Source organism: Limnospira sp. (assembly GCF_051859755.1).
Classification (GTDB): domain Bacteria; phylum Cyanobacteriota; class Cyanobacteriia; order Cyanobacteriales; family Microcoleaceae; genus Limnospira; species Limnospira fusiformis.
In genome coordinates, this window is the sequence record NZ_JBIMLI010000013.1 from 39,116 (window position 1) to 58,947 (window position 19,832).

The following is a 19,832-nucleotide window of genomic DNA, read 5'->3' on the forward strand; positions in this document are numbered from 1 at the left end:
CAGAGAGGCAAAAATACTATGGTTCGTGGACAAATTATGGAAGAAGGTGGACGCGCAAATGTTTACGCGATCGAACCCCAAGTATATGTAGAGGAAGCGCAACAATTCGGTTTCAACAAATACGCAGAGAAACTCAACGGACGACTAGCTATGATCGGGTTTATATCCGCCCTAGCCTTAGAAGCATTAACCGGACATGGTGTAATTGGCTGGTTAACTAGCCTGTAAAACCCAGATTTTGTCAACCTATAATTCAGTAGCATTTCGGAGACTTGTATGAAAACAGATTTTAACTTTCCTAACAAATACTTAATCGGACCTGTAATCTTTCGACCGGACTTTAACAGTACCTCAGAAGTAATTACAGCTAACCAAGCCTGGTCTTTATTCTTCACAGGTGGTCAGGAAGACAAAGCCCTTGGTTATAATGCAGAATACGGCAGGTTTTTTACAAATTTACTGATGGCGATCGCCGTTAGTGGCGCTATTGGGGCTTTGATTTTCACTAACTTAGTCTAAGTCATCAAATTTACCTATCTCTCCCTATTCACTAATAACAAACCGTCCCTGTTTAGAAATAAGCAGGGACTTTTTTGGTTTTTCCCCGAATTCGCCCAACCTGTGATAAGATATTCCCGATATCGGTTCTAAGGGAAATCAGCCCTTAGAGGAAAGGGGGAAAGTCCGGTGTAAGTCCGGCGCTGTCCCGCGACTGTGATGGGACTCTGTTAGTCTCTCAGTCAGAATGCCCGCCGATAAGTAACCTATTGTTGATTCATCTGCGAGGTATGGATGATGGTTGATTTAGTATTTTCACAATCTAAATATCATAGCGATCGCCCATCTAAACTCTAGGAAAATCTCAACATTTATAGATAGCAAATCGCTATAATTTCGGAGGAGTCAAAAAACCGTGCATAAAATTCCTGTAACCATTATCACCGGATTTTTAGGGGCTGGAAAAACCACCCTGATCCGCCATTTACTGCAAAATAACCAAGGTCGTCGGATCGCGGTATTAGTCAATGAATTTGGCGAAGTAGGTATTGATGGCGAAATCCTCAAATCTTGCCAAGTTTGTGACGAAGAAGAAACGGAAACTAATATCATCGAATTAGCGAATGGTTGTCTGTGTTGCACCGTCCAGGAAGAGTTTTTGCCGACTATGCAAGAACTACTTAAACGCCAAGATGCGATTGATTCGATATTAATAGAAACCTCTGGTTTGGCTTTACCAAAGCCACTGGTTCAAGCCTTCCGATGGCCGGAAATTCGCACGAAAGCGACGGTAGATGGTGTGATTACGGTAGTTGATAGTGAAGCCCTAGCCAATGGTCAACTGGTGGGAGATTTAGAGGCTTTAGAAAAGCAGCGTCAAGCGGATGAAACTTTGGAACATGAAACACCAATCGAGGAGTTATTTGAAGACCAGTTAGCTTGTGCTGATTTGGTACTTTTGACGAAAGGCGATCGCATTGATCGAGAGTCTCAAAACCGGGTTCAACAATGGCTAAAACAGGAGTTAACCCCAGGAGTGCAGGTGGTTTCCTGTCAGCAAGGGAAAATTTACCCTGACATATTATTAGGCTTTAATGCAGCGGTAGAAGACCATCTGGACAGTCGCCCTAGTCACCATGACCAGGAAGAAGAACACGAACACGATGATGATATCAATGCTGTGCATTTAGTCTTAGATCCAGTTAAGGACTCCGCCAGTTTAGTTAATCAATTAAAAGCGATCGCCCAGCAGTGGGAAATCTACCGCATCAAAGGTTTTATAGCCGTAGCAAATAAACCCATGCGGATGGTAGTTCAAGGAGTCGGAAACCGATTTGATACCTTCTTCGATCGCCCCTGGAAAGCCGACGAACCTCGCCAAACTCAACTGGTGTTTATTGGTCGTAGTCTTAATCAAGAACAAATAGCCACTTCTTTGCAGTCAGAAACCATGGCGTTAAACAGGTAGAAATCTTATCAATTTTGGTGATTTTAATAATGCGATCGTCCTTATTTAAACAGTAGTAAAATTCACAGCGTCGCCAAAATAGCCCCAATACAACCACACTTTACGCTACTTTCCGTCTCGTCTCCATCCCACCTTCTCCTCCTAATACCATATTGCGTCCCCCAGGTATTCCCCATCTAGTTCACTCTCTAAGTCATGATAGGTTTACCTTTGGATACCCACATTTGATCAATGGTTCGCAAATTCTGACAGAAAAACTGTTTAATCATCTATGGTTCAAAAACGAACAATTGAGGAATTGCATCAGTCAGCATCTTTATTCTAGCCAAAGTTTTTGGTTCAACAACAACTCGAACAGAGTATTATCCCGGTGCTGATTGAAACCCAACAGCAGTTTCTCTCAATTCTAGCCTTGGAATTAGAAAATCCCCTAGATATATTTACCACTTTAGAAATATCAAAGCTCTCTGCTAATTTATTCCTCAAACACCTTCTGATCTTAGCAGATTTTGGAGGTGAAAAACTACAACGTTTAAATCAAGAGTTTGATTTATTGTTCCCCGATGGAGAATTAGAGTATATTTGGAACAACACTCAATTTTGTTATCGTTTTCAGGTGTTACCCATATCAGGAATATTATCAAACCAAAAACTCAACGTTTCCAGCCAGAAATTACTGTTAAGGAAACAAACTCTGTCTGAAGTTTATAAAGATATTATTGTCGTCCTCCTGTTTGCTGGAGATTCAACAAATCCTAAAATTTCTGGCATTTTTAAGACTTGGGGATGTCAGATTGGACAATTAATGGGTAAGTATGATGAACTTTCCGAGTTTATACGCCAGCGTTATATTTATCTAAGCCGTATTACCGCAGGAGCTAAAAGTAATGATTTAGGTCAGCTTTTGCAACGTCATATATATCAATATTTAGGTAAAAATTTAAATCAAAATGATATTAATATCAACCTCAATTCTACCATCCCTGGAGTCAGTCATAAGCAAACAGGAAAAAGAGACACTAACTTTGATATTGTCGTAAGTAAAGGTGAAAAATATATAGCAATTGAAATTAGCTTTCAGGAAACCACAAATAGCACAATTGAGCGGAAAGCGGGTCAAGCAAAATCAAGATTTGAGCAGATTGATGGCTTGGGTTACAAGATTATTTATATTATTGATGGAGTCGGTAACTTCCAACGCCAATCTGCTCTGAATACCATTGATGAGTATAGCCACTTGCTTCTGGCATTTTCTGAGTCAGAACTGAATTACTTACACTACTTTATTCTCGACTTTATAGAAAATGAAAACCGTTAAATTTATAGATTTATTCGCCGGAATTGGGGGATTGCGCCTCGGCTTTGAACAGGCGCTTGAGTCTTTAGGTTGCATTCCTGATTGTCTCCTCAGTAGTGAAATTGATGGGGATGCTAGACAGGTTTATCAAGCTAACTTTTCCGAAACTCCCCAAGGCGATATTCAGACCATTCCCTCCCTTCCCCCCCATCATGTTTTGCTGGCTGGATTTCCCTGTCAAAGTTTTTCATACGCCGGGAAAAAAGCTGGTTTTGGAGATACACGGGGAACCTTGTTTTTTGAGATTTTACGTCTCATGGATAGCCAACAACCCCAGGCTTTTATTTTTGAGAATGTTCGCGGTTTAGTCACCCATGACCAAGGGAAAACTATCAACACAATTCGCCAAAAAATGCAAGAGCGTGGTTATAGTTTTGACCTATTTTTACTGAATAGCTCCAACTATGGTGTTCCCCAAAATCGCGTCCGAGCCTATATGATGGGTGTTCTGAACCAAACCCCTCACTTCAACCTAGTGTCAGATTTGGGTGCTAAGGATTCTCACTCTTATGAGTCCGGTCAACTGTCTCTATTTTCTGCGCCTAAACCTTCCTGTAAAGTCAGAGATATTTTAGAGGATAATCCCCCCCACCATTATGATTGTTCTGCGGAATTTACAACGGCGTTACGCACCTTTCTTCGCGGAAACTTAGAGAAATTACATGGCGTGAGACTGATTGACTATCGTGGGGGAAACTCAATTCACTCTTGGGAGTTGGGGTTACGGGGAGACTGTACCCCCCAGGAAATTGACCTGATGAATCGCTTGATTACTAAACGCCGCCATAAGGTTTTTGGTCAACATCAAGATGGGAAGTTACTTACCAAGGCTCAAATTGCTAGTTTTTATACCCATCCTAATTTAGCGCAATTATTAGCCTCTTTAGTTGACAAAAACTATCTGCAACTTATTGATGATAAATATAAGCCAGTGGCGGGTAATTTTTCCTTTGAAGTATATAAGTTTCTCGACCCCGATAAAATATCGGTGACTTTGGTGGCTAGTGATGGGAACCGATTGGGGGTATATTATGGGGGAAGAGTCCGTCGAATTACTCCCCGTGAGGCGGCGCGTTTACAGGGGTTTCCAGATTCTTTTCAACTTCACCCCAATCAGAATAAGGCTTATCGTCAGTTGGGAAATTCGGTTACCATTCCGGTGGTTAAAGCGATCGCTCAAGAGTTGTTACTAAACTTAATACCAACAGCTAAGACCCCATTTCTTGGGAAACCATAAATTTCCCTAAGCATTGGTAAAATCCCCTAATTAATAGTAGATAATATCGACAGAAAATTGTGGGATTCATTTACATTATACCAGATTGCTGGATGGCTTGATTCAGTGATGCGGAAATGTTAAGATATTCTGACCATTGCCAAAGATAGTCTAAGTCGAGGCGTTCTCGTTGTATTTTCAGCACACCTAATATATCTCGCCATTGTTTCTGGGATTCGTTTTGGGCAATTCTCATCCAGACCAGCTTTTGTAATATGGTATCTTCTGGAGTGCAAAGATAAAAGGCTTGTTCTGGGTTTTCTTCCGGGACATAGAGTTGACGGCGGTTCATTTGGGAACGAGAAAAATCATCGCTTCGGGAGATGAAAATATCGGCTTTTTCGAGAGATTCAAAATTGATTAAGTTCAAGTAACTGCTGACACCTAATATGGCATCTTTTACCGCGACATCACTGACATAAAAATCCGAGCTGAATGTTTCGATGAAAACTTCGACTTGAGATAATTCGAGATAAATAACCAAGTCAATATCTTGGGTGAATCTGGCTTCACCTTGTAGGGAACTGGCGACGGAACCGCCGATATAGTAGGGGATATTTAAGAGATTGAGTTTGTCGATAATTTTATAGGCGATCGCGATGGGATCTTCTATCATCAATGGCTCCCTTTCATCAAACAGGTTATTATCACTATAAGTAGCAAACAGTTCCCCCCAGCGTCTGCGGACGTACAGTTGTTTGAATGTCAAATTGTCGCCATTGGGGGATTGTTGGTGAATTCCCCAGCAGACCAATTTTAGACCCCGTTGGATGATCCGTTTGAGAAATGCCAGTTTTTGACTGGCGCTGAGTTGACACGACCGCCCAAATTGCATCAATTCCGCATCGATGCTGGTATCTTCTGATTGGGTTTTGTAATGGGTTAAATTTAGGTGCGATCGCATTAATGATACCCGATAATCTTATCTCTACTGTCTCTGGATTGCTCATCCGATTCTCTCTTATATCCCCCACTTCTCGACCCATTCATATTGGTGAGTTAAGCTGAGTGGGATGCTTCCCTCTGCTTCTATGGCTGGTTTATCCGCCTCTAAATTGATGCACTTTTGGCAACGTTATCGGCTGGGGAATTATCGCCACAGTCTTGAATAGCGATCGCAGTTATTCGCGATCGCCGTTGATTTTAATCTTTAACCGAGCCGAGTTTTTCCACATCTTCCACGGACAAGGACAAAGCCTCAGCTACTTGCTGTATACTTAAACCCCTTGACAGCAGTTTAGGAACGGCTTCTCGTTGGCTTTGTTCGGCGCGATCGGCTCGTTGGCGTTCGAGTTTAGCGAGTTCGCTACCAGTGAGCAATAAATTACCCTGGTTATCCCACCACCGTAACCATTGCTGGGTCTGATTTTGATAGCTACCTTCCCACACGCCTAACTCGACTCCCATAGTGGCGATCGGGTAACGTCCGCGATCGTTGGCTTCCCAGCGATCATAGCGACCACCCACCCAGCGATAAACCTCTAACTCATGGGTTTGAATCAGATAAATGACATAATAGGGAATGCGAATAATCTGCTCATAAGCCCAAAATTTTCCAGGTCTTTGGTTAACGCCTTCTGGCGATCGAGAGAGGGGGGTTTTGTCTCGTTGTTCCGAACCATCACCGCTGGTTAATTCAATGGCAATAAAGGGAGCGGCATACTCCCGCCATAATACATAAGAACGGCGATATTGACCATCTAATTGCGGTGGCACATTGGGAACATAGAACCAATCTGGGGCTTCGGCACCCCGTTCCGGCGGGTCAGTTTCCCGCCAATAAATGCCGGAATTTTGACCGATCGCATATTGTCCATTGGGGTGGAGGGTTTGCAATGTACTTTCCAGAGAATCGGTCAATAAAATACTCTGGGGATGTTTGAAAAAGTTTTGTGTAAAGGTACCGTCGGATTCAGGTAATTGGGTATGATCGGGAAAAGCCGGCGGTACTATTGTCGGGTCTGGGCTTTGAGTCATGTCGATCCGTTGGTGAAAGGAGAGAAACTGAGAAAGTTCATTTCATTATAGCAATTTCAGCTAAGGGTAGCTAAGTCCTCTTTTTATTCGGACTCCCATTGTTGGTTGGATATGTCTCCAGAAATTTGATTTTCCTTTATTAAACTAAGTGCGATCGATGCCTCCGTTTCCCGTGGCTTTATTGCTGACTGGGAATCCTTACCCTTGGGCAGTTTAATCGGATTGGGAATAGTTGCTAAAGTCAGGGCGCGAGGGGTACTTGTCAGAGCCTTCAAGTCTTGTAAAAAACTCCGCTTATACTGCCTTTTCATTCTTTCTCAAGTTCAGCTAGGGCGGCTTCCAAGTCCAAGGAAGTTTCATTTTTGACTTCCATCATGGCTTGATAAAGTCCCTCTTGTTCAATAACTTCTAGCAGTCGCTGATAATCACTGAAATCCAAGATGACTTTACGAATTTGACCAGAAACATCTGTAATCAATTCTTGGACAAATGGATATTGTTCTGCTTGCATATTCTCTTTCTCAATTCACTTTATCCGCAAATTTTACTGATAAAAATAACACAAACTTAGGCAGCAGGTTTTCCCGGGAAGACTCTTCACGGTAATTCCGGCATCCTCAAGCGTTATTCCCGTCCCCGCCAGGGATACTCACCGTGCTGACAGCCTTTTCTCAAATTATAATCAGTTTATCCCAAATACAGAGGGGCGATCTATGCTTCATACCGAGTACGGGCGAATTGCTATTGGCTCCTACAAGAAACCCGGTTTCTGAAAGCAGAGACTTTATCCAGTTATGCTTCGCCCTTTATGAGATTAATCTAAAAACCACTCTAAAGCGGTCTGAAATATGATGAAAGACAAGTGCATTGATGAGTTAATTGATATTCTGGGAACTACTACCGATGAGCGGACCCGCAGACGAGCGGCAGAAAACTTAGGTCAAATCGGTAAAGGTAACAAAACGGCAATTTCGGCGTTAGTCAATCTTCTGGAAACTACCACCGATAAGTCTACCCGCATACAAGCCGCATACAGCTTAGGTGAAATCGGCACAGGTAACGAAACGGCAATTTGGGCGTTAGTCAATCTTCTGGAAACTACTACCGATGAGCGAACCCGCAGACAAGTGGCAGAAAGCTTAGGTGAAATCAGCCAAGGTAACGAAACGGCAATTTGGGCGTTAGTCAAGCTTCTGGAAACTACTACCGATAAGTCTACCCGCCGACGAGTGGCAGAAAGTTTGGGTAAAATTGTCGGTATATCATCTCATCTTTTGTTGAAGTCAGATCAGATTCCATCGTCTGTTATCAATAAAAGACAGTGGATCAACTTTATCTGGCCAATATGCGCCATAATCTTTGGCTTCCTTGGCTCGCTTATTGTGACACAATATATTTTTCTCCTATGGCCTAACTATTTCCTTGTATCATTAATCAATACCATTAGCTGGCTGATTGTGTATATACATTCTTTGTGTCTGGTTTTTTTGATTTATAGGTATTGGCCAATAAAAAAATCTTATATTTACCTAGCAAAGATATTTTTACCTTTTCTTAATCAACCAAAAATTAAGCAAAAAATTATCATTTATTATGCTAAACTACTGACCGAAACCAAAGATGAAATTGTCCAGTTTAAATTAATCACAATACTGGAATTAATTGGATTTAAAAATAAAACTGCTATTTTGGCTTTAAGTGATATTTTAAAAACTAGCCAGAATGAACTGATACAGTGGCAAGCAATTAAATCCCTGGGAACTATTGGAACAAAAAGCCACAAGGCAAGTGATGCTTTAGTCAAATTCATAAAAACTACCACTAACGAATTAATGCAGTGGCAATGTTTAAAACAACTGCAAAATATTGGCAGAATAAATTTAGTAACCGTCATAGAAATTAGAAAAAGTTTGCGTCCACAGAATTATATGGCTATTAATTCGGCAATTTTGGATCTACATAAATCTCTACACCCTATAAGTAAATTGGTTCTAAAGCCTTTTCAACCAAGGGTTATTAAAGGATTGCCAAGCAAATCTTTTATCAAACCAATATTGTGCGATAGTCTAGTTAGCTATCTTGAAAGAATGCAAGAAGGAAAGGATATCGATAATCGTCGAAATCTCATGATTTGTTGCATGAACATATATCAAAATACTGTAAAGTTTTCATTAGAAAATTTCGATTATATTAGAACTTTTTTCTACACCGAAATTTTCCGAAATCGCTATCTGGTAGAACGCATCGCCCAACAGGATGCTCCCTTACCTCCTACCATCTCCAAGCAACTCGCCCAAGACATCAACACCGCCAAACAAAGAGAACGCCAAACCTTACAAGCCTATACAGATGGCATCAATCAGCATCTCTCGGAAGGGGAATTAGAAGCCCTCGGTATCGACTGGGAAAATGCTAAACAAACCTTAGAAAACCTTTACCGCCAAGTTGCCGAAATTGAACCGGAATTTATCGCCAAAACTAAAGTTTACCCTCTCTCTTTCGGGGAAGTTCAAGATTTACTGCCCTCAAATACAGCAATTGTTGAGTTTTTCTTCACTGAAAACGAACTCATCACCCTGCTGATTCTTCCCGGACAGGAATCCCCCTTAATTCCTGAAGAACTCCGGGTTAATCTCAAACCCCAGAATCCTTTGGAAAGGTTGGCGCGAGACTGGGTGGCAGATTTGGGAGACAAAAGCAAATCTAAAAACGACGCACTCCAGACCACTTTGGAACAGTTACCCCGCCGGATTGACTCTCTGGGAGAATTGCTCAATTTCCGGGAGTTAGAGAAGTATCTACCCCGCCAGATTCAGCAGTTAATTATTGTTCCCAACAACAGTTTACATCTGTTTCCGATTCATGCGGTTCCCTTGAATCCCACTCAGCGCCTGATTGACCGTTTTTCGGTGCGCTATTTCCCCAACCTGCATATCTGGAAAATCTGTCAGAATCGCCAAAGGTATCGCCAGTCGTTTCTCGGCATCGAAAACCCGACGGAAGACAAGGATTTAATCTTTGCTAAGGCGGAAATAGCTAGTATTTGCCAGCGTCCCAACTTTAGGGGAAATTACCAGGTTTTACCCCCACCCAATGCCAAAGCCAAAAAATCGGAAATTCTGGAGAAGGCAAAAAATTACCATTGCTTCCACTTTTCGGGTCATGCGGAGTATAATTTTGACAATCCCCTAAACTCGTATCTGATGCTATCGGAAGACCACCAGGAGAACCTCACCCTGAGTACCCTGTTGGCGGACTTGCACCTCCCGGAGGCTGATTTAGTCACCCTTTCCGCCTGCTGTACGGGGGTGGTGGATGCCTTTCAACCGACGGATGAGTGTTTGGGAATTGCTACGGGGTTCCTCCTGGCGGGTGCGAAAGCGGTTGTTAGCAGTCTGTGGAAGGTCAATTCTATCGCCACTGCGTTTCTGCTGGATGAGTTCTACGGTCAGCTAGAACAGACCCCAGATAAAGCGGTGGCGCTGCAAAAGGCTCAAAACTGGTTGCGAACTCGCACGGTGGATGAGTTGATACAGCGTTCAAATGAGTGGGATTTGAGTAAACTAGAATGGTTAGACAGGTTTGATTTGGATGGCACTCTCCGAGAGTTAGGAGACTTAGAAGGTACTCCTTTTGAGAATCCTTATTATTGGGCTCCATTTATTCTAACGGGATGTTAAAACATGAATAGTCAAAATAATCAGGAAATCACTGTTCGGCGACAACTGTTAAGTTTACGAGCGTTTAAAGAACTGCTCAAGAATCCTCCTGACGAACTCTATAACCGGATTAGCGAGGAACTTTTTTTAGAAATTCTCAACTTTTTCAGCAACATTAGTCCAGAAGACCAGTTAAATCCGTCAGCAATGGTCAATTATATTGGGTCTTATTGCTATCAACCCGGCTATGAAATTTTCAAAGAGTCTTATCTTAAGATTTATCGAACCATCAACTCGGAAGATATTCAAGCAGTTGTTAAGAAAACAGGCTGCCTTGATGATGAAGTTGATACTCAACCGATCGCTAAAAGGATGCTTGATAACGAAGGTCGCGAGATTTGCCAAGACCTGCAAAACTGGGCAATGCCGATGATGCTTGATAACGAAGGTCGCGAGATTCGCCAAGACCTGGAAAACTGGGCAATGCAGAACATGCTGCTGAACGAATGCCGCGATATTCGCCAATATGCCGAAAATCAGCTAAATGAGATCAAGGAAAGAAAAAAGAGAGCAACCGAAAATGACAAGTAGCCAGTTTCCTAAAATTCAATATCCAACTGTCAATTTTTATCACTATGAGTTACGAAATGGTTTGAATGACTCTGAGGAAGAAATCAAGGAACGTCGTGATTATTTTACGAAAAATTTAGATAAGCTCACTTTTCATCTAACTAGCAAACAACAGAAAAATGCGGGAGAGTTTGTCAGATTAATTTCATTTGAGCAAGATATGTCACCATTCGGCAGTTTGCTGGATTTAACTTGGGAGGAAATACCAGAGGACTGCAAAAAAAAAGATAAACCAAATGATGATTGCTTATATTTAGAAACTGGAAATTATATGAGTAGCCTTGCAGTACGGCGATTGAATGATACCTATCTACTGCATTTTACCAGGTATAGTTTACCAAAAGAAGGCGAGGAGCAATCTCTAGCAACTTTTGCAAATCTCTGCGAACATCTTTGTACTCTGCCGATTGAACTCGGACAGACCGTTATTCTGTCGGGAATTATCTCAAGCAATAATGGTATTGAAACTATTGATATCGCGGCTGAATGTTTAAGAAAATACAGTACCGAAACAATCATCTCGCAGAATTTAATTTCATCTAATTTTTTAGGAAATCCTTTTTATTATATTTTACAAAAAAATAAAGACAAAAAAGAGAATAATTCTAGTATTGAAACGAACCGTTTAGTGGGAATTGTTTTCTACAAAGATGCTAAAGCCAAGGAAACAGCGGATAACATTAATGATTCAATTATGAAATATATATTTTTAACTTATCATAAAATTAAATTCTGCTACTCCCAAAGTTTTGATTTAAAACAGACACTCAGTCATCAATATGAAGAAATTGAACAGCTAACTAAGGATTTCTCAAAAACTCAGTGGGATAAAAACTCACTTAAACTGCTACCTCACAAAGCTTTAAGCTTTTACCAAAACTTATCTTTTTTATCTGACCAAGAAAAAACATTACGTGCAAATTTATATACCTATAAAAAATATATTCAAAAAATCAAAAAATATACAGAGGAAAATGTCTCAAATTTTTTTGTCGATTTTGTCAATGATGCGGAACATTATTTAAAACAGATTGAAACGACTATCGGATTTATGAGTCCGGGTTTGCAATTGTATGATAAACTGATGTTGAGTGTGCAAACTCAAGTGAGTATTGATGATGAAACGATACAAAAACAACAGAGTGACCAGCAACAAAAGTTAGGTCAATTGCTCACGGGGTCCTGTGCGACGATCGCGATCGGACAAATCCTCAGCCCTGCTATCACTGCTACAGTTTCCCAAAATCATATCGATAAAGATCCCAACCAGCCACCGTCGGTCAGTAGCCTATGGTGGGGGGGACTAGCGACGATTGTTTTAAGTATCTTATCCGGCTTGTTGCTGAGTCGGTTAGTTTACCGATGGTTCACCAATAAACAGATATAGAGATGATCTAATTTACCATGAGCGGTGGGATTGGCAACCACAGACCCAGAAAGAACCCAGAGAAGAGGGGGAGAGGGGACGTAATCTTTAATCGGATATCTGGGTAAGTAAATCGCCGCGAACCCATCCCTGGCGATCGCTTTCGGGAAGCACAACCTTATACCAAATATAACCATCCTCAGAATTATCAATGCGATCGACCACCTCCACCACCGTCCCCTCCGATAACCTAGCAATACTTCCAGTGTTGAGAGTAGCCAGTCGGCGAACATTTACCCGATTACTCCTAATTCTAGCCTTGGCTCGCGGGTAAAAATCAGCACCCCGAAACTCACCATCAGGAAAATTGCGCCTCACCTCTGGCGGCGGTTCCCCCTCAAAGCCAGGATTCCCCACTATCGGCTCAAACAGAGCATCCCCATTAGCCTTCAAATCCTTTTCAGCATCAGGCCTGAACGCTAAACCAATAGCGATCGCACCTACTGCCAGTATAATAGCACCCAGGACAACGAGCCTAACTTTGGGTTTAACCTTCCTCATGGGATAAACAAGTGTTAACCACAGTAACTGATAAATATCCGGTTCTTCTGATCTTCACCATCGCTATGATATGAGATCCTAGGACTCTAATCTATAATGTAATTTCCGAAATGCCTGAGAATCCAACCCGCAACGAATTAGAAGTTCGTGCCAAAAAAGTCGAAGAATTGCGTAGTCAGGGTATTGAACCCTATCCTAGCGTAGCTTTTGAGCGATCGCACCTCGCCCAAGAAATTCACGATCACTTTTCCCAACCACAACACCAACTCGCCAACGGAGAAGCCGACCCCCAAGCACTTCCCCTGCGAGTCTGTGGTCGCATCACCTTCAAACGCGATAGCGGTAGTATTGGCTTTATTGGCTTAACCGACGCATCAGCAACCATTCAACTCAAAATCGAGAAAAAACTCGTCACAGGCGACCCCGGTTTAACATTCAACCAAATTAAAAAACTTCTCGATATTGGCGACTTTATCGGAGTCGAGGGTATTGGCTGCCGCACCAACCGGGGGGAACTCTCCATTCAAGTATCCCGCCTTGACGTGATCTCCAAAGCTACCATACCCTTCCCCGACTCCTACTATGGCATCAATGACCCCGAACTCTGTCGCCGCCACCGGGAAATAGACCTAGTTAGTAATCCCACATCCCTACAGCGGTTTAAACTCCGTAGCCGCATTATCCGCAGCATTCGCACCTATCTATGGAATGCCGGATTTGATGAAATTGAAACCCCCGTCCTCCAGACTATTTATGGCGGCGCGGCGGCGCGACCCTTTATTACCCATCACAATGCCCTAGATATTGATTTATACTTGCGTATTGCTACCGAATTGTTCTTAAAACGTGCCGTTTGTGGCGGTATGGAAAAGGTTTTCGAGATTGGTCGTGTCTTTCGTAACGAGGGAATTGATAGCACCCATAACCCAGAATTTACCTCCATTGAAGTCTATCAAGCCTATGCTGACTATTTCCAAATTATGGCTTTGGTTGAAGACTTAATCTGTGCCGTAGCTACAGAGGTTTTGGGCGGGTCTACTCAGATTGATTATCAGGGAGATAAAATCAGTATCGATCGCCAATATGACTACAGCAATATTTATCCCACATTCACCGGAAAACATTGGCGGGTTAAAACTATGGTCGAAGCTGTCCGAGATGAAACTGGCTTAGATTTTGATACCCTGGAATTCTCAGAAGCTAAATCCAAAGCTGAAGCGATCGGCGTGAGACTCACAGACTTAAATACTCAAAATTTGGGATATTTACTCTATGCCGTCTTTGACCAAAAGGTAGAATCAACCCTAATTGAACCTACATTTATTATTGATTTTCCCGTAGAAGTCAGTCCCTTGGCTAAACGACACCGTTCTAAGCCGGGATTTGTAGAGAGGTTTGAATTATTTATTCATGGCACTGAATATTCTAACGGGTTTTCTGAGTTAAATGACCCCGTAGATCAACGCCAGCGATTTGAGGAACAATTGGCTCAAAAACAAGCCGGAGATGATGAAGCACACCCCATGGATGAAGATTTTATTCAAGCACTTTCTTTGGGGATGCCTAACTGTGGTGGTATGGGAATTGGAGTTGACCGCCTAGTTATGTTTTTAACTGATACCCAGAGTATCCGCGATGCTATTTTATTCCCAACTATGCGTTCCTTCAAAGATACTTAATTCCCATTAATTTTAGGTCTGGGGGTAAATTAACTATTGATTATCCCCTGACCTCAGCGCCATGGCTTTACCAAACCTTTACTAAAATCATCCTGAAAGTTTACACCAGCCTATGTAATTTCACGGAGTCATCATGTTAAAGTTGCCTTACCATGTACAAATTACCCCAATTCACACCAGGGCTGGTTATGAAAAGCATCTACAAAAGCATCTCATTAACTACTAGCATTATTGGTGCGATCGCCATAAATATAATTACCGAGACCTCAGCGATCACCGCCACCTTTAACTTTAGTCAAATCTATATATTTGGAGATGGTTGATCAGATACAGGTAACGCTTATCAAGCCACTAGCGGAGCCATTTTTCAAGGTCTACCCTACTTCGACCAACGAGCATCTAATGGATTACTATTTGTAGATTATTTAGCCTCAGAATTCGGTTTAAATCCGACTACATTAATCGACCCAGACTCTCCCATTGACGGGGTAAATTTTGCCTTTAATGGAGCGACAACCGGAGATTTTAACGCCACCCAGGATTTTGACCAGGTTGATCAACTCAATTACAGGCATTTATTGCCCCTTTATTAATGTCCGGTCAATCCGCGAATCTGATGCGTTATATATTCTTTGGGCGGGAGCAAATGATTATTTAGGGGGAAGGGAAACTGATGTAAATATCCCGGTTAATAATATTACGCAAGCTGTAAGTTCTTTGTATGGTGTGGGAGCCCGTAATTTTCTAGTGCTAAATTTACCGCAATTAGGAAAAACACCCATTGCCCAATTTAATCCCTTCGACCCAGTTGACCCTTTTAATTCCTTTAACCCCGCCGCACTTAATAGCCTCAGTATCCAACATAATCAAGCCTTACAGCAAGGAATATTAGGGTTAAATAAAAGTTTATCTAATGCCCATATTAGCTTTTTTGATGTGGGTAGTTTATTCGATAATGCGATCGCTAACCCTCAACAATTTGGATTAACCAACGTAACTGATAGCTGTCTATCCTTAAGATCAGGCACAATTTGTCAGAACCCCCACGAGTATCTATTCTGGGATTATATCCACCCCACTACCACAGCCCATCAAATTATTGCTAGTGGCGTTTATCATCAAATGCAAACAGAATATAATAAGAAATCTGTCCCCGAACCTTCAGCCACTGTAGCTTTAATTGTTTGAGGAGTTGGTGCTATGGTTAAAAAAGGCAAATCGAAGCCACAATAACATCTCCATTCAAGCAACATGATAGGGGTGTATTGATTGTTAGTAGACACACCTCATAATTAGACCACATCAATCTGGATCTGAATCCGTTATCGCGTTTAAGAAAGTGTGAGGAGTAAACTTGATCACGGAAATGAAAGGCGATCCAGATTTGAGTGCTGGTATTTACAAGGAAGGTTTTTCAAATCTATCCCATGTTTTGATTAGGGGGAAATAGGGTCATTGGTTGGGGGATAGTCAAGACAGTTCAACTTCCCAATTTTTGGCTAAATATGATTAGGTATCAGTCCCAGATGTTCTCTGACTTATGGCTCGAACTAAATCAACTAATCCATTAGCCAACCGAGACGCAACCACAGTTCCCTCAAACTCAAATTCATGATTTTGTAAGGCTTCAACCAACATCCATTTACCTGTTTCTGTTAATAAAACCATTGGGACTTGGTTTTCTTTATGAATCTCAATCGCCCCAGCATTTTTGAGATCCTCATAGAGTCCCTGATAAATCCCGACTTTCTTACCTTGTCGTTTTTGTTTGACTTTACTGGTCAGATCACTTTTCTTAACCTTAGTCTGTGTTCCTCCCAACGCCCATAATGTCAGAAGCAAACGGGCTTTAGCCTTATCATCCATTTCACCCGTGATGGGTTTCGGCGTATTGTTGTAATCCATTGTTGACATATCACTTATAGATTGAGAGACCAAAATACCATCAGATTGTACAACAAATAATAATTAATCTAATAATTCGGATCATAACTATACCTAACAACAGATTAGGGACCCAGGTATAAGGGGAAAGCTAAATCATAGAAAACTACCATATTTCTATGAAATCATGCGATCGCCTTCCCGGGGGATCAGGATCTAAATCATCATTTCACCATTTTTGATGAAATAGCGCCCACCCCCTAAGTATATTGTCCCAACCAGAGTCACCCCCATTAGCATAACCCCCCATTTCAGGGATATTTAAGTCTCCACCCCTCTCCCTGACAGATATGGGAAATCAGAAAATAGCCAAAATACAAGACCCATCAACATATCACCATATCACCATAAATTTTTGTCAAACCTTCCCAGCCAAAATCTATACTGGGTAAGATGTGTGATCAACAAACGAAGACCTATAAATCAAGCCAGGGTTAGGGATAACCACAACATCGACAAGAAACTAATCAGGAGAATTTTTCATGTCCGAACTCATTCAGAACGTAATTGATAGCGACGAAAAACAGGATCTGCGACAATTCGCTAGTGAACTGAGAATCTCAGAAAAGCGATATTTACTCCGCAATGATATCCTACAAGCCTTTGCTGATTATTGCCTTAAATTTCAAAAATCAGATCATTTTGTTCATAGTTCTAACCTCAGTAAACTGATTTACTATACCCAAGAAATTATTCTCGAAAATGAAAGCATTTGCTTGATTGTACGTCCCCAGATAGCCACCCAGGAAAGGTTTCGTCTCCGACCTGATCTATCCGTTGATGTCATGAGTGTTCAGGAATTGCTCGATTTACGAGATCACTTCGTGGACCATCACCATCCCCATGAAGGTAATATTTTCGCCATAGACTTTGGCCCCTTTTATGACTATTCTCCCCAACTGCGAGACTCCAAAAATATCGGTAAAGGAGTCCGTTATCTCAACCGCTATTTATCGAGCAAACTCTTTCAAGACTCTAATCAATGGCTGGAATCTCTGTATCAATTTCTGAGCCTCCATTCTTATAATGGCTTACAATTAATGATTAACGATCGCATCACTAATCAAAACCAACTTTCCCACGCCATTAAAAAAGCCATTTCATTACTTAATAAGCGTTCCCCCAAAGAACCCTACGAAAACTTCCGGTTTGAATTGCAAGAAATTGGCTTTGAACCCGGATGGGGAAATACCGCCAGACGCGCCTTAGAAACCCTAGAAATGCTAGACGAACTTCTGGACTCTCCCGACCATCAAGTTTTAGAAGCATTCCTCGCTCGTATTCCCATGATTTTCCGTATCGTTTTAGTCTCTATTCATGGCTGGTTTGGTCAGGAAGGGGTCTTAGGTCGTCCTGATACAGGCGGTCAAGTTGTCTATATTTTAGACCAGGCGCGTAGCTTAGAAATGGAACTAGAGGAAGAATTGAAACTCTCGGGCTTGAGTGTTTTGGGGGTGCAACCAAAAGTGATGATTTTAACTCGTTTAATTCCTCATAGTGATGGAACTCGTTGTCATCAACGATTAGAAAAAGTTTATGGCACTAAAAATGCCTGGATTCTCAGGGTTCCCTTCCGGGAATTTAACCCTAATGTTACCCAAAACTGGATATCTCGGTTTGAGATATGGCCTTACCTAGAAACTTTTTCTATTGATGCTGAAACTGAAATTTTGGCGGAGTTCCAAGGTCGCCCTGATTTAATTGTTGGCAATTATTCTGATGGTAATTTGGTGGCATTTTTGCTGTCTAAACGCCTGAATGTTATTCAGTGTAATGTAGCTCATGCTTTAGAAAAATCTAAATATGTGTTTAGTGATTTGTACTGGCAGAATATGGAGGATAAATATCATTTCTCCTTGCAATTTACCGCCGATTTGATTGCTATGAATGCCGCTAATTTTATTATTAGCAGCACCTATCAAGAAATTATTGGCACTACTGATAGTGTCGGTCAGTATGAGTCTTATAAGTCTTATACTATGCCCGGTTTATATCATGTGGTCAATGGTATCGAACTATTTAGCCCGAAATTTAATGTGGTTCCCCCTGGGGTCAATGAGACCATTTTCTTCCCCTATACTCGCACCGAAGAACGCATATCAAGCGATCGCCAACGACTAGAAAATTTGATTTTTCACCTGGATGACCCTAGCCAAGTGTTTGGGAAATTGGCTGACCCAACTAAACCACCCCTATTTTCTGTCGCTCGTTTAGACCGGATTAAAAATATCACTGGTTTGGTAGAATGCTATGGTCAACATCCCGAACTCCAAGAAAAAGCTAACTTGATTTTTATTGCGGGAAAACTGCGGGTTGAAGATTCTAGCGACTATGAAGAAGCCGAAGAAATTCAAAAGATGTATCATCTCATTGAGCATTATAATCTTTATGATAAAGTTCGCTGGCTCGGTGTCCGTCTTTCTAAAACTGATACCGGGGAAATGTATCGGGTAATTGCTGACCATCATGGTGTCTTTGTACAACCGGCTCTATTTGAAGCCTTTGGGTTAACTATTTTAGAAGCCATGATATCCGGTTTACCTACCTTTGCTACTCAATTCGGTGGACCCCTGGAAATTATCAAAGATAAAATTAATGGCTTTTACATTAACCCCACTAACTATGACGAGACTGCTGCTAAGTTAGATGAGTTTCTGCTTCGATGTCAATATAATATTGGCTTCTGGAATGAAATTTCTCAACGGGGCATGGATCGGGTTTACAGCAGCTATACTTGGAAAATACACACTTCCCGATTGTTGACTCTTACCCGCGTCTATGGGTTCTGGAAATATATCTCTAAAGAAAAACGCGCCGATATGATGCGCTATTTGGAGGCTTTATTCTATTTGATCTATAAACCCAGGTCTCAGGAGTTATTACAACAGCATCTACAGCGTTAGAGATAGCTTGGTCTCCGCGAACCGGGCTAGAGATTTGAGTCATTTGGGATCGGTTTGAGTGTGTCGGAAAACCGATCCGGATGTTACAATGTGATCTCGGATAGCTTAACTAACAGCTATAACCTCAAACCATAACACGCACGCTTAGTCATAATGGGTATCAAAACTGCTATCATTGCTGGCATCATGGCTTTAGCAATTCCCAGCTTTACAGGTCCCGCGATCGCCACGTCCGGGACTAGATCGGCGATCGCAGAGTCCGAAATTGAACGACTTCTCCAACTAACCCAAGATCGTCGGAGTTTCTCTGATGATCAAAGTCTATTCTCGGAACCGTTTTATCAGCCAGAACAGCCAACAGGCGATCGTCGCACTTTGGCTGACCCTTTCTACCAACCCAGTGAGGAAATTCGCGAAGAAACTACCTTTGCTGAACCTTTCTACCAACCCAGTGAGGAAATTCGCGAAGAAACTACCTTTGCTGAACCTTTCTACCAACCCAGTGAGGAAATTC

The 19,832-nt window shown here is 41.8% G+C and carries 18 protein-coding genes, 1 pseudogene and 1 riboswitch; of the genes and pseudogenes, 13 read left to right on the top strand and 6 right to left on the bottom strand.

Features of this window, described 5'->3' with window-relative positions; translation table 11 throughout:
* The first annotated feature begins 18 nt into the window (after positions 1-18).
* From ACTIE0_RS04125 to dcm, 5 genes are all read left to right on the top strand, one after another.
* Positions 19-228, top strand: a complete 210-nt coding sequence (locus tag ACTIE0_RS04125; protein WP_006670588.1) for a chlorophyll a/b-binding protein — start codon at positions 19-21, stop codon at positions 226-228.
* A 48-nt stretch (positions 229-276) separates the two neighbouring features.
* Positions 277-519 (top strand): hypothetical protein, encoded by a 243-nt coding sequence (locus ACTIE0_RS04130; RefSeq protein ID WP_006624674.1) that lies wholly within the window; start codon positions 277-279, stop codon positions 517-519.
* A gap of 106 nt (positions 520-625) precedes the next feature.
* Positions 626-771: riboswitch (cobalamin riboswitch) on the top strand.
* A gap of 142 nt (positions 772-913) precedes the next feature.
* Positions 914-1,966: a cobalamin biosynthesis protein CobW gene (cobW, locus tag ACTIE0_RS04135; RefSeq protein WP_006670589.1), complete on the top strand. Its 1,053-nt coding sequence runs from the start codon at positions 914-916 to the stop codon at positions 1,964-1,966.
* A gap of 334 nt (positions 1,967-2,300) precedes the next feature.
* Complete coding sequence (locus ACTIE0_RS04140; protein ID WP_006670590.1) at positions 2,301-3,284, top strand: DpnII family type II restriction endonuclease; 984 nt, start codon at positions 2,301-2,303, stop codon at positions 3,282-3,284.
* Positions 3,271-4,560: a DNA (cytosine-5-)-methyltransferase gene (dcm, locus tag ACTIE0_RS04145; RefSeq protein ID WP_006624677.1), complete on the top strand. Its 1,290-nt coding sequence runs from the start codon at positions 3,271-3,273 to the stop codon at positions 4,558-4,560. Before ACTIE0_RS04140 ends, dcm begins: the two co-directional genes overlap by 14 nt.
* Positions 4,561-4,630: 70 nt before the next feature.
* Here the strand turns inward: dcm and ACTIE0_RS04150 are convergent, their stop codons facing one another.
* From ACTIE0_RS04150 to ACTIE0_RS04165, 4 genes are all read right to left on the bottom strand, one after another.
* A complete protein-coding gene (locus ACTIE0_RS04150; protein ID WP_006670591.1) occupies positions 4,631-5,503 on the bottom strand; it encodes a hypothetical protein in 873 nt (290 codons plus the stop codon).
* Between the two features lie 239 nt (positions 5,504-5,742).
* Entirely contained in the window at positions 5,743-6,576 is an 834-nt protein-coding gene (locus tag ACTIE0_RS04155; protein WP_006624679.1) for a Uma2 family endonuclease, read from the bottom strand.
* A gap of 83 nt (positions 6,577-6,659) precedes the next feature.
* Complete coding sequence (locus tag ACTIE0_RS04160; protein WP_006670592.1) at positions 6,660-6,887, bottom strand: hypothetical protein; 228 nt, start codon at positions 6,885-6,887, stop codon at positions 6,660-6,662.
* Positions 6,884-7,087, bottom strand: a complete 204-nt coding sequence (locus tag ACTIE0_RS04165; RefSeq protein ID WP_006624681.1) for a hypothetical protein — start codon at positions 7,085-7,087, stop codon at positions 6,884-6,886. Before ACTIE0_RS04165 ends, ACTIE0_RS04160 begins: the two co-directional genes overlap by 4 nt.
* 337 nt (positions 7,088-7,424) lie before the next feature.
* Between ACTIE0_RS04165 and ACTIE0_RS04170 the strand changes: the two genes are divergently transcribed.
* From ACTIE0_RS04170 to ACTIE0_RS04180, 3 genes are read left to right on the top strand one after another with little or no spacing between them, the layout of a single operon-like run.
* Positions 7,425-10,256 (top strand): CHAT domain-containing protein, encoded by a 2,832-nt coding sequence (locus tag ACTIE0_RS04170; protein WP_006670593.1) that lies wholly within the window; start codon positions 7,425-7,427, stop codon positions 10,254-10,256.
* Between the two features lie 3 nt (positions 10,257-10,259).
* Entirely contained in the window at positions 10,260-10,826 is a 567-nt protein-coding gene (locus ACTIE0_RS04175; protein WP_006670594.1) for a hypothetical protein, read from the top strand.
* Positions 10,816-12,252, top strand: coding sequence for a hypothetical protein (locus ACTIE0_RS04180; protein ID WP_006670595.1), 1,437 nt, complete (start codon positions 10,816-10,818; stop codon positions 12,250-12,252). The genes ACTIE0_RS04175 and ACTIE0_RS04180 overlap by 11 nt, the downstream gene beginning before the upstream one ends.
* A gap of 87 nt (positions 12,253-12,339) precedes the next feature.
* Here ACTIE0_RS04180 and ACTIE0_RS04185 read toward each other — a convergent pair whose 3' ends face one another.
* A complete protein-coding gene (locus ACTIE0_RS04185; protein WP_187757923.1) occupies positions 12,340-12,792 on the bottom strand; it encodes an SH3 domain-containing protein in 453 nt (150 codons plus the stop codon).
* Between the two features lie 110 nt (positions 12,793-12,902).
* Here ACTIE0_RS04185 and lysS point away from each other — a divergent pair, with 110 nt between their 5' ends.
* From lysS to ACTIE0_RS04200, 3 genes are all read left to right on the top strand, one after another.
* Positions 12,903-14,471: a lysine--tRNA ligase gene (gene lysS / locus ACTIE0_RS04190; protein ID WP_439516843.1), complete on the top strand. Its 1,569-nt coding sequence runs from the start codon at positions 12,903-12,905 to the stop codon at positions 14,469-14,471.
* Positions 14,472-14,659: 188 nt separating this feature from the next.
* Positions 14,660-14,794, top strand: coding sequence for a hypothetical protein (locus ACTIE0_RS04195; protein WP_008057216.1), 135 nt, complete (start codon positions 14,660-14,662; stop codon positions 14,792-14,794).
* 181 nt (positions 14,795-14,975) lie between these two features.
* Positions 14,976-15,659, top strand: coding sequence for an SGNH/GDSL hydrolase family protein (locus ACTIE0_RS04200; RefSeq protein WP_006624817.1), 684 nt, complete (start codon positions 14,976-14,978; stop codon positions 15,657-15,659).
* 321 nt (positions 15,660-15,980) lie between these two features.
* Here the strand turns inward: ACTIE0_RS04200 and ACTIE0_RS04205 are convergent, their stop codons facing one another.
* Complete coding sequence (locus ACTIE0_RS04205) at positions 15,981-16,376, bottom strand: hypothetical protein (RefSeq protein ID WP_006620051.1); 396 nt, start codon at positions 16,374-16,376, stop codon at positions 15,981-15,983.
* Between the two features lie 521 nt (positions 16,377-16,897).
* On the opposite strand from ACTIE0_RS04205, the gene ACTIE0_RS04210 reads away from it, so the two are divergent.
* Both ACTIE0_RS04210 and ACTIE0_RS04215 read left to right on the top strand, forming a co-directional pair.
* Positions 16,898-19,318: a sucrose synthase gene (locus tag ACTIE0_RS04210; RefSeq protein WP_006668154.1), complete on the top strand. Its 2,421-nt coding sequence runs from the start codon at positions 16,898-16,900 to the stop codon at positions 19,316-19,318.
* A gap of 153 nt (positions 19,319-19,471) precedes the next feature.
* Positions 19,472-19,832: pseudogene (locus tag ACTIE0_RS04215) on the top strand (peptidoglycan-binding protein); the annotation flags it as partial.